The organism is Intrasporangium sp., assembly GCF_036566125.1.
Taxonomy (GTDB): Bacteria; Actinomycetota; Actinomycetes; order Actinomycetales; family Dermatophilaceae; genus Intrasporangium.
On record NZ_DATCWX010000163.1, the window covers coordinates 1 to 10,657 of the forward strand.

A 10,657-nucleotide genomic window follows, 5' to 3' on the forward strand; every position below is an offset into this window, starting at 1 on the left:
GCCCAGGCCGCCGGCGGCAGCAACCAGGGCGGCAACCACCGCGCCCGGCTCACCGTGCTCGGCACGACCGACCTGCACGGCAACGTCTACAACTGGGACTACTTCAAGGACGCCGTCTACCAGGACTCCGCCGGCAACCACGTCGGTCTGGCGAAGGCCGCCACGCTCATCAAGGCGGTCCGGGCCGAGCGCGGGCCGGACACGTGCATCACCCTCGATGCCGGCGACACGATCCAGGGCACCCCACTCGCGTACTACTACGCGAAGATCGACCCCATCACCAGTGGCTCCAAGCACCCCATGGCGCAGTCGATGAACCTCGTCGGCTACGACGCCGCCGCCCTCGGCAACCACGAGTACAACTACGGCCTCGACGTGCTGCGGACGTGGGAGGACCAGCTCAACTTCCCGCTGCTCTCGGCGAACTCGGTCGACTGGGACACCGGCCAGCCGGTCTTCCGGCCCTACGTCATCAAGACCGTCCAGGTGCCCGGATCGAAGCCGGTCAAGGTGGGCATCCTCGGCCTCGTCACGCCCGGCGTGGCGATCTGGGACAAGGCGAACGTCGAGGGCAGGGTCAGGTTCCCGGGCATCGTCGAGCAGGCCGCGCTCTTCGTCCCCAGGCTCAAGGCCGCCGGCGCCGACGTCCTCGTCGTCTCGGTCCACTCGGGAGCGGACACGTCGTCGTCGTACGGTGACGCGCTGCCGTACCCGGAGAACGCCGCCACCCTCATGGCCGAGCAGGTGCCCGGCATAGACGCGGTGCTCGTCGGGCACGCCCACAAGGAGATTCCGCAGCGGTTCGTGACGAATGAGCAGACGGGCAAGCAGGTGCTGCTCTCGGAGCCGCTCTACTGGGGCATGCGCGTCACCGTCATGGATCTCGACCTCGTCAAGGTCCGTGGCCAGTGGCAGGTCGCCTCGTCCAGGGCGACCACCCTCAACTCCAACACGGCACCCGAGGACCCCGAGATCGCGGCGTTGCTGCGGGATTCGCATGAGACGGTGCGTGACTACGTCAACAGCGTCATCGGCGAGTGCCTCTCACCGATGTCTGCGTCGACGTCCCGGTACGAGGACACCGCCGCCATGGACTTCATCAACCACGTCCAGGCCGACGCCGTGAAGCAGGCCCTCGTGGGGACGCCGCAGGAGGACCTGCCCCTGCTGTCGATCGCGGCGCCGTTCAACAAGAATGCCGCGATCCCGGCCGGCGACGTCACCGTGCGCGACGTCGCGGGTCTCTACATCTTCGACAACACACTGCTTGCCATCGTCCTGACGGGCGCCCAGGTCAAGGACTACCTCGAGTACTCGTCGCGGTACTTCAAGAAGGTGAGCGGCACCGGACCCTTCGCTCCGGGGGACCTGACGAACGCCGTGACCGACACGGCGCCGAACGGCACGCCGGACTACAACTACGACATCATGGGCGGGTTCGATGCCGCGCTGACCTACGAGATCGATCTCGCCAAGGATCCCGGTGGGCGGATCCTCGACCTGTCGTACGACGGCTCGCCCATCGACCTCGACGGCGAGTTCGTCATCGCCATCAACAACTACCGACAGTCCGGCGGCGGCAACTTCCCGCACGTCACGTCGGCCCCGGTCGTCTACAACCGCCAGATCGAGATTCGTCAGCTGCTCATCGACTGGGTGAGCGCGCAGGGGGTCATCGACCCCTCGACCTTCTCCGCGATCGACTGGAGCCTCGTCTCGGACAGCGCGCCGCTGACGATCACCACCTGACGATCACCCCCGACCCACCCTCCGACGATCACCCCTCGACCCACCCTCTTCCGCAACACACCCGCTTACCGCGCGGTGGCCCCGGCTGCAGCTGGGGTGCCCAGGCGGTAAGCGGGTGTGTTGCCGGGTCAGGGCGGGGTCTGCTGCTGCTGACGCTGCTGGCGCTGCTCGAGTAGGTGCTCGACGAGCGGGACCATCCGGTGGTCGAGGCGGGTCGCCAGGGAGATCACTGTCGAGGCGCGGGTCACGTGCGTGTCGTCCACGACCTGGTCGATCACCCGCTGGAGGTCGGCGTTGTCCCTTCCGACGATCCGGATGAGGACGTCGCCCGACCCGGTGATGGTGTGTGCCTCCAGCACCTCGGGGATCGCGGCCAAGTGGTCCACGACGGGGGAGTGTCCACCGCGCCCCTGACGGATCTCGAGCGTGCAGAACGCCGTCACCGGATAGCCGAGGGCGGCGGGGTCGACGTCGGGGGCCATCGAGCGCAGCACACCCCGTGCCTGGAGGCGGTCGATCCGGGCCTGGACGGTCCCGCGTGCGACGCCGAGCCGACGGGAGGCCCCGAGCACGCCGACCCCCGGCTCACGTAGGAGCAGCAGGAGGATCCGGCAGTCGAGGGCATCGACCGGGCCGCGGGCGGTGGGAGTGGAAGGCGGGGACGGCTGGGAGGTCATGAACAGAGTGTCCTGTGCTCAGCGGCATACGGCCAGCATTTTGTGCATGCTGCCCACTTTCAACGGATTCTGTTGACCACTTCAGCTCGCTTTGCAACTCTCCGGCTCATGACCACTGACGTGCACGGAGGCCTGCAAGTAGACCTGACCGACCAGGAGCGCGAGGCGGACCTCGACCTCGACCAGCTCAAGCAGCTCGTCGGGCTCGTGGAGTACGACGAGACCAAGGACGTCTTCCCCGTCACCGGATGGGACGCCATCGTCTTCGTCGTCGGGAACGCCACCCAGACGTCGCACTACTACCAGAGCGCGTGGGGCATGGAGCTCGTCGCTTACTCCGGCCCCGAGAACGGCAACCGCGACCACAAGGCGTTCGTCCTCAAGTCCGGCTCGATCCGTTTCGTCGTCAAGGGTGCGGTGAGCCCGGACAGCTCGCTCGTCGCACACCATGCGAAGCACGGGGACGGCGTCGTCGACATCTCCCTCGAGGTCCCCGACGTCGACCGGTGCATCGCCCAGGCGCGGAAGGCCGGCGCGACCGTCCTCGAGGAGCCGCACGACCTCACCGACGAGCACGGCACCGTCCGCGTCGCGGCGATCGCCACCTACGGCGAGACGCGGCACACCCTGGTGCAGCGGACCGTCGGCGACCGCGCGTATGCCGGTCCGTACCTACCCGGCTACCTCGCCGCCTCGTCGACGTTCGTCAAGCGGGAGGGCGCACCGAAGCGTCTCTTCCAGGCGCTCGACCACATCGTCGGCAACGTCGAGCTCGGCAAGATGGACGAGTGGGTCGGCTTCTACAACAAGGTCATGGGCTTCGTGAACATGGCCGAGTTCATCGGTGACGACATCGCCACCGACTACTCGGCGCTCATGTCCAAGGTCGTCGCCAACGGCAACCACCGGGTCAAGTTCCCGCTCAACGAGCCCGCCGTGGCGAAGAAGAAGTCGCAGATCGACGAGTACCTCGAGTTCTACCGCGGTCCGGGTGCCCAGCACCTCGCGCTCGCGACGAACGACATCCTCGACACCGTCGACCGGCTCCGAGCTGAAGGTGTCGAGTTCCTCGACACGCCGGACGCCTACTACGACGACCCCGAGCTACGCGCTCGCATCGGCGAGGTCCGCGTGCCGATCGAGAAGTTGAAGCAGCGCAAGATCCTCGTCGACCGCGACGAGGACGGCTACCTGCTGCAGATCTTCACGAAGCCGCTCGGCGACCGCCCGACGGTGTTCTTCGAGATCATCGAGCGGCACGGGTCACTCGGCTTCGGCAAGGGCAACTTCAAGGCCCTCTTCGAGTCGATCGAGCGCGAGCAGGACAGGCGCGGCAACCTCTAGGCGTCAGTCGCCAAGCAGGCGGGACGACCGTTGCTCGCCGACTTCGTGACTCGACTCGGCCCGCTGTGCGGGCGGGCGACCTCGGACCGGCCCCGGTGCGAGCAACGATCGCCTGACGACAGAGGGTGGATGACCTCGGCGGCGCGCGCCCGGTGGGTTATGTCGCGATGAAGGGCGGAGGCCCCGCTTCATGGCAGAGTTGGGGCATGAGCCAGCAGCCCTCAGGGTGGTACGACGACCCCAGCAATCCCGACCTGCTCCGCTACTGGGATGGGGTGACGTGGACGAGCCACACCGCACCGAAGAAGTCGCCGACGGCCTCGCAGTCCACCATCGGACAGCCGCAGCCGCCGACGGCTCCGTTGCCCCAGGGTGGCGCGTGGCAGGTGCCGAGCGGTGGGCAGCAGGGCCAGGAAACGCAGCAGTACCCGGGACAGCACAGCCAGCAGTACCAGGGCTACCCGGGGGCTGGGCAGTACCCGGGCGCCCCCCAGGCGCAGCAGTGGCTGCAGGGCCCGGTCACCGAGGACGGCGTCCCGCTCGCCTCATGGGGCAAGCGGTTGCTCGCCTGGATCCTCGACGGCATCATCATCGGGATCGTCGTCCAACTGCTCACGCCCATCTTCGTGCCCGAGTACAACGAGCTCGTCGACAGGTTCACGACCGCGCTTGAGACGAGTGACCAGTCTGCGATGAACGACTTCGTGTCCTCCATCGCCGGAGTGTCGGTCAAGGCTGGGCTGCTGTCCTGGGTCGTTGCGTCGGTCTACGCCATCGCCTTCTGGGTCACGGTCGCACAAACGCCCGGCAAGATGGCGCTTCGCATCAGTGTGCGCCGCACCGACCGACCAGGGCCGCTCGACCTGACGACCGCGATCAAGCGCCGCATCCTTCCGCTCGTCAGCACGTTCATCGGGCTGCTGACCCTGATCGACGGGCTGTGGCCGTTGTGGGACAGCAAGCGTCAGGCCCTGCACGACAAGGTCGCCAGCACCTATGTGACCGTCGGGAAGCAGCCGCGACGCCCGATGTGACCCGCGGGTGACTCGCACTCCTCCAAAAAGCTTTGCGGACGGAGCAGGGCCTGGGTGCACAATGGTCTGCGCGCAAATCTGCGCTGCTGCGGCAAAGACGCCGCTGGCCAGTTCGGCCAACCCTCAACTCCCAAGCTTCTCCATGACCAGGGGGACACGTGTCACCTGCTTCAGCCACGACGGCGGCCAGCCAACCCGGAGGACCGGCGCAGTACCCGGACAAGATCGACGCCGCCGTCCTCAAGGTGGCCGGCGTCGTCGTCCTCGGCGCCATCATGTCGATCCTGGACATCACGGTCGTCAACGTCGCCCTGCCGACCTTCGCCGAGGAGTTCTCGACGGACCCGGCCAACCCGCTTCCGTACTCCACCGTCGCGTGGACGATCACGGCATACACGCTGGCGCTCGCGACCGTCATTCCGCTGACCGGTTGGGCCGCGGACCGCTTCGGCACGAAGCGGCCCTACTTGCTCGCTCTCGCGCTCTTCACGGCGGGCTCGGCCCTCTGCGCGACGGCCGACTCGATCGGCATGCTCATCTTCTTCCGGGTCCTGCAAGGGTTCGGTGGGGGACTGCTCATGCCTCTTGGCATGACGATCATGACGAGAGCCGCCGGGCCTGCCCGCATGGGCCGGCTCATGGCGATCCTCGGTGTCCCCATGCTCCTCGGCCCGATCTTCGGCCCGATTCTCGGCGGCTGGCTCATCGACCACTACTCGTGGCACTGGATCTTCCTCATCAACCTGCCCCTCGGCATCGCCGCCATCGCCTACGCCTGGCTCGCCCTGCCGAAGGACCGGCCGCAGCCGTCGGAGTCGTTCGACGTCATCGGCATGCTCCTCATGTCGCCCGGTCTCGCGCTCTTCCTCTACGGGATCAGCTCCATCCCCGGAGAGGGCACCTTCTTCTCGCTCAAGGTCGGCGTGCCCGCGACCATCGGCGTGATCATGCTCCTCACGTTCGTTCTCTACAGCTTCCGGCCGAAGCACCCGCTGCTCGACCTGCGCCTCTTCGTCGTCCGGAACTTCACGGTCTCGACGATCACGATGTTCCTCTTCGCGGCCTCCTTCTTCGGGGCGCTCTTCCTCGTGCCGACGTACTTCCAGCTCGTCCGGGGCGAGAGTCCGGTCGACTCCGGTTGGCTGGTCGCGGCACAAGGCCTCGGTGCGATGGTCACCATGCCCATCGCCGGCGCGCTCGCGGACCGGTTCCCCGTGGGCCGCATCGTCCCCTTCGGCCTGCTGCTCATCGTCGGCGGTATGTTCGCACTGACGCAGGTGACCGCTGACACGCCGTACTGGGGCTACCTCATCCCGGTCCTGTTCGTCATGGGTCTTGGTATGGGTGCGACGATGATGCCGCTCATGACGTCGGCGCTGAGGACACTGAGGTCGCACCAGGTCGCCCGTGGCTCGACGCTGCTCAACATCACCCAGCAGGTGGCCAGCTCCATCGGCATCGCCGTCATCTCGGTCGTCTTCACCAACCTGCTCGCCGCCAAGCCGCTCGCCGGACCGGCCATCGCCACGTGGCGCAACCCAGCCATCGCCGGGCAGATCGGCGGACCGGCCGGCGTGGCGGAGGGGCTCGAGCAGGCCGCCGACGCTTTCGGGCAGACCTTCCTCGTGGCCGCAATCCTCGTCAGCCTGACCCTCATTCCCGCGCTGTTCCTGCCCCGCAGGCGAGAGGAGTCACACCTGCTCGACGACGTGGAGAGCGACGGCCCGGACCAGACCGTGGCCCCGGTCGTCGCCCACTGACACTCACAAGGAGTCTGCCGAAACGCCCGGCATCGCCCCGGAAGTTGTTCACTCGATCAGGGCAGGAGGGCCTCCTCCGCCCTGATCGAGTGAACACGTTCGGGGGGCGGCCCGTGCACACTCGCCCATGGTGGGCTTCAGGGGCTGGGGCGGATCATCCCCGAGACCTCGCCGAGGCCGATCCGCGTGCCGTCCGGTCCGGGGGCCCAGGCGGTGATCGTCACGGTGTCGCCGTCCTCGAGGAAGCCGCGGGTCGAGCCGTCCTCGAGGAGGAGCGGCTCCGTGCCGTTCCAAGTGAGCTCGAGCAGGCTGCCCCGTGTGCCCTTCTCCGGGCCGCTCACCGTGCCGGAGCCGAAGAGATCACCGTTGCGCAGGGATGCGCCGTTGACGGTCAGGTGCGCGAGCATCTGCACGGGTGACCAGTACATTCCGGCGTACTCCGGTCGGGTGACGACAGTGCCGTTGAGAGCGACCTCCAGGTGGATGTCGAGCCCGAACGCCGGCCCCTCGAGATAGGGCAGGACGGCGGGCTCCTCCTGCCCCGGCAGGGCCAGCCGGGCCTGCGCAAGCGCGTCGAGGGGCGTCACCCACGCCGAGATGGACGTCGCGAAAGACTTGCCGAGGAAGGGGCCCAGCGGGACGTACTCCCACGCCTGGATGTCTCGGGCACTCCAGTCGTTGAGGATGACGACGCCGAAGAGGTGGTCGGCCGCCTCGTCGACGGAGACCCGCGTGCCGACCTCGGTGGCTCCGCCGACGACATAGCCCAGCTCGGCCTCGATGTCGAGGCGGATGCTCGGACCGAAGACCGGGGTGGGGTCGCTCGGCGCCTTGCGCTGACCGCTGGGGCGCACGACGTCGGTCCCCGAGACGATGACGGTGCCGGACCGGCCGTGGTAGCCGATGGGCAGGTGCTTCCAGTTCGGCGGCAGCGCCGCGTTGTCCGGCCGGAAGATCTTGCCGACGTTGGAGGCATGGTCCTCGCTGGCGTAGAAGTCGACGTAGTCGGCGACCTCGATCGGCATGTGCATGGTGACGGTGTCGAGGGGGTGCAGATGCGGCTCCACGCCGGCGCGGTGCACGTCATCGGTGAGGATCTCGGTCAGCCATTCGCGGGCGATGGTCCACGCTGGTCGGCCCAGACCGAGGAACGCGTTGAGGCTCGCGGTCTGCCAAGCGGTCGCGAGATCGGGACCGGCGCCCAGCTGACCGCCGTCCCGACCGATCGCTGCGACGGCGCCGGCGTCGAGGACGGCATCGCCGATCCTGACCCCGACGCGCCTCGTGGCGTCACGGCTGGTGGAGAACACCCCGTAGGGCAGGTTGTGGATGCCGAAGGGGTGGTCGGCTGGGACGTCAAGCCAGGTGGTCACGCCGTGGTCCTTTCGGGGAGGAGGCCGAGGGCCTCCAGCTCGGTCAGCGGATCGAGGACGCCGCAACAGCCGAACCCGGTGAAGGATGCGCGCAGCCGTTCGATGTCCTCGGTGTCGAGCGCAGTCAGGCGCCCGACGAGGTGCTCGACGTCCGTCACCTCGAGAGTGCGCGCGACGTGTGCGGTCCCCGCCCCTTCGAGGGCGTCATGGGTGGCCACCAGGACGTTGAGCAGGCCGTGCATGGGCTCCCCACCGTCGTCGCCCCGCACGACATGGTGCAGGCCGCCCGTGAGCTTGAACGCCAGACCCCGCACCACGGTCGCGTGGAGGAACTCCGCCAGCGCGGCCTCGTCCGGCCATGGCCAGGTCGGCGTCTGACCGGTGCGGAACTTGGCTCGGACGCCGGCGCCGCGGGTGCCTGCCTCGGCGATCTCGTCGAGCCCCTGTGCTTGGGCCGCCCCGCGTCCGACCTCGACCACGACGGGCAGCCCGAGCTCGAGCACCTGCCGCCAGTCGGGGGACCAGCCGACCTCGACGCTCCCGACGTGCACGGCGGGCTCGTCCCGCAGCAGGTGGACGGCGTCAGTCAGTGGCTCGAGCGAACCGCCAGGGCGCACGACGAGACCGACCCGTAGCGGGGAGCGCGCCGCACGAGGGTCACGAGCGGCGAGGGCGGCCACCTCAGCCGCCGCGGTAGCCGGCACGAGCAGCGGACCGAGCTGAGCGGCATACGGCCCATCCTGGAAATCCACGTGGTCCCGGACGGCCACGTCCATGGGAGCCAGCCCCGGCGGGAACACGGCCGCGTCGTCGACGAGGTGCTCGAAGAGCCGCGCATGGTGGGGGAATCCGGTCGACCTTGACATGTCCCGGAGGGTACTCCAGTGTGTCTTGAGGGAGACACCAACGTCCGAAAATCGGACGCCGCGATGATCGAGGGGCAGACATGGCGTACTACCGGGCAGCCGGCAACATCCCGCCCAAGCGGCACACCCAACACCGCCGCGACGGAGGCGAGCTCTACTACGAGGAGCTGATGGGCGAGGAGGGCTTCTCCTCCGACTCGTCACTGCTCTACCACCGCAACATCCCCTCGACCGTCTCGGCGTCGCGGGTCTGGGAGGTACGGGACCAGTCGACGACGCCGAACCATCCCTTGACGCCCCGGCACCTCAAGCTGCACGACCTGTTCGACGACGCGGCGGTGCAGGAGGCCGACGTCGTCACGAGCCGCCGGCTCGTCCTCGGCAACGGCGACGTGCGGATCTCCTACGCTGTCGCTGCCCGCCCCAGCCCGTGGTACCGGAACGCCATGGGCGACGAATGTGTCTACATCGAGCGTGGCGCGGCTCACGTCGAAACCGTCTTCGGCGCCTTCGCTGTCGCCGAGGGCGACTACGTCATCATCCCCCGCTCGACGACGCACCGGTGGCTCCCAGTCGAGGATGCCGCCAACCCGCTCCGGGCCTATTGCATCGAGGCCAACAGTCACATCTCGCCGCCGAAGCGCTACCTGAGCAGGTATGGCCAGCTGCTCGAGCACGCACCGTACTGCGAGCGAGACCTGCGCGGCCCGGGCGGGCCGCTGCTGGCGGAGGACATCGGGGCGAGCGCCGACGAGGAGACCGAGATCTACATCAAGCATCGCGGGCGAGGGCCTGGTCCGGGAAACAGCGTGGTCGGGTCGATTCACGTCCTGCCCTTCCACCCGCTCGACGTCGTCGGGTGGGACGGGTGCCTCTATCCCTATGTTTTCAACGTCCGCGACTTCGAGCCGATCACGGGACGTGTGCACCAGCCTCCGCCCGTGCACCAGGTCTTCGAGGGGATGGGCTTCGTCGTCTGCAACTTCGTGCCGCGCAAGGTCGACTACCACCCGCTCTCGATCCCCGTGCCGTACTACCACTCCAACGTCGACAGCGACGAGATCATGTTCTATGTCGATGGCGACTACGAGGCCCGGAAGGGCTCCGGCATCGGCCGCGGGTCGATCTCGGTCCACCCGGGCGGGCATGCGCACGGACCCCAGCCCGGCGCGACCGAGGGGTCGATCGGCGTGGAGTACTTCGACGAGCTGGCCGTGATGGTGGACACGTTCCGGCCGCTCGAGCTCGGTGAGGCCGGCCTCGCAGCCGACGACGGGCTCTACGCCTTGTCGTGGTCACGGGCGGCGGGCAAGCAGGCGGGTGGTCAGGCGGTGGCGGCTCTGCAGGACACCGACGGAGCCCACTCGGAGGGGTGATGGGCCGACCGCTCAACGGGGCCGGAGCAGCCCCTCCTGCCGCCGGACGGCCGGCGCCGGAGAGCTCCAAGACGCTGGACCGTGGGATCCAGCTGCTCGAGCTGCTGGCCCTTCCAGGCCGCGCCAGCGGCCTGACCATCACCGAGCTGGCCGCGCAGCTCGATGTCGGCCGCCCCGTCGTCTATCGGCTCGTCACGGCCCTCGAGGCCCACCACCTCGTCACGAGACGGCCGGGCGGCCGGGTCCGCCTCGGCCTCGGAGTCAGCCGGCTCGCCGCCGCGGTCACCCCCCTCGTGCGGACCGAGGCCCGGCCGATCCTCCAGGAGCTGGCCGACTCGGTCGGCGCCACCGCCCATCTGACGGTGTCCGAGGGCGACGAAGGGCTGGCCCTGGTCGTCGTCGAGCCGACGTGGACCGACTTCCACGTGGCCTACCGCTCCGGCGCCCGGCACCCGCTCGACCGGGGAGCGGCCGGCCG

At 68.6% G+C, this 10,657-nt stretch carries 9 protein-coding genes; 6 read left to right on the forward strand and 3 right to left on the reverse strand.

Going from position 1 to position 10,657, the window contains the following annotated elements:
• Nucleotides 1-1,749: bifunctional metallophosphatase/5'-nucleotidase (locus VIR15_RS09625; protein WP_331927257.1), on the forward strand; the 1,749-nt coding region annotated here is incomplete at its 5' end.
• Nucleotides 1,750-1,877: 128 nt separating this feature from the next.
• On the opposite strand, the gene VIR15_RS09630 is transcribed toward VIR15_RS09625, so the two are convergent.
• Nucleotides 1,878-2,426, reverse strand: coding sequence for an Lrp/AsnC family transcriptional regulator (locus VIR15_RS09630; RefSeq protein ID WP_331927258.1), 549 nt, complete (start codon nucleotides 2,424-2,426; stop codon nucleotides 1,878-1,880).
• A 108-nt stretch (nucleotides 2,427-2,534) separates the two neighbouring features.
• Between VIR15_RS09630 and hppD the strand changes: the two genes are divergently transcribed.
• The 3 genes from hppD to VIR15_RS09645 all read left to right on the forward strand — a co-directional run bounded on the left by hppD (nucleotide 2,535) and on the right by VIR15_RS09645 (nucleotide 6,564).
• Complete coding sequence (gene hppD / locus VIR15_RS09635) at nucleotides 2,535-3,770, forward strand: 4-hydroxyphenylpyruvate dioxygenase (RefSeq protein WP_331927259.1); 1,236 nt, start codon at nucleotides 2,535-2,537, stop codon at nucleotides 3,768-3,770.
• Between the two features lie 206 nt (nucleotides 3,771-3,976).
• Entirely contained in the window at nucleotides 3,977-4,804 is an 828-nt protein-coding gene (locus VIR15_RS09640; RefSeq protein WP_331927260.1) for an RDD family protein, read from the forward strand.
• Between the two features lie 158 nt (nucleotides 4,805-4,962).
• Entirely contained in the window at nucleotides 4,963-6,564 is a 1,602-nt protein-coding gene (locus VIR15_RS09645; protein ID WP_331927261.1) for a DHA2 family efflux MFS transporter permease subunit, read from the forward strand.
• Between the two features lie 137 nt (nucleotides 6,565-6,701).
• Here the strand turns inward: VIR15_RS09645 and fahA are convergent, their stop codons facing one another.
• Nucleotides 6,702-7,937, reverse strand: a complete 1,236-nt coding sequence (fahA, locus tag VIR15_RS09650; RefSeq protein ID WP_331927262.1) for a fumarylacetoacetase — start codon at nucleotides 7,935-7,937, stop codon at nucleotides 6,702-6,704.
• Nucleotides 7,934-8,803: a hypothetical protein gene (locus tag VIR15_RS09655; protein ID WP_331927263.1), complete on the reverse strand. Its 870-nt coding sequence runs from the start codon at nucleotides 8,801-8,803 to the stop codon at nucleotides 7,934-7,936. The genes fahA and VIR15_RS09655 overlap by 4 nt, the downstream gene beginning before the upstream one ends.
• An 80-nt stretch (nucleotides 8,804-8,883) precedes the next feature.
• Between VIR15_RS09655 and VIR15_RS09660 the strand changes: the two genes are divergently transcribed.
• Nucleotides 8,884-10,179, forward strand: coding sequence for a homogentisate 1,2-dioxygenase (locus VIR15_RS09660; RefSeq protein WP_331927264.1), 1,296 nt, complete (start codon nucleotides 8,884-8,886; stop codon nucleotides 10,177-10,179).
• Nucleotides 10,179-10,657: helix-turn-helix domain-containing protein (locus tag VIR15_RS09665; RefSeq protein WP_331927265.1), on the forward strand; the 479-nt coding region annotated here is incomplete at its 3' end. The genes VIR15_RS09660 and VIR15_RS09665, both read left to right, overlap by 1 nt.

Coding starts and splice junctions, on each gene's coding strand:
- VIR15_RS09640 (WP_331927260.1), top strand. CDS start 3,977: ATGAGCCAGCAGCCCTCAGGGTGGTACGACGACCCCAGCAATCCCGAC.
- hppD (WP_331927259.1), top strand. CDS start 2,535: ATGACCACTGACGTGCACGGAGGCCTGCAAGTAGACCTGACCGACCAG.
- VIR15_RS09630 (WP_331927258.1), bottom strand. CDS start 2,426: ATGACCTCCCAGCCGTCCCCGCCTTCCACTCCCACCGCCCGCGGCCCG.
- VIR15_RS09655 (WP_331927263.1), bottom strand. CDS start 8,803: ATGTCAAGGTCGACCGGATTCCCCCACCATGCGCGGCTCTTCGAGCAC.
- VIR15_RS09660 (WP_331927264.1), top strand. CDS start 8,884: ATGGCGTACTACCGGGCAGCCGGCAACATCCCGCCCAAGCGGCACACC.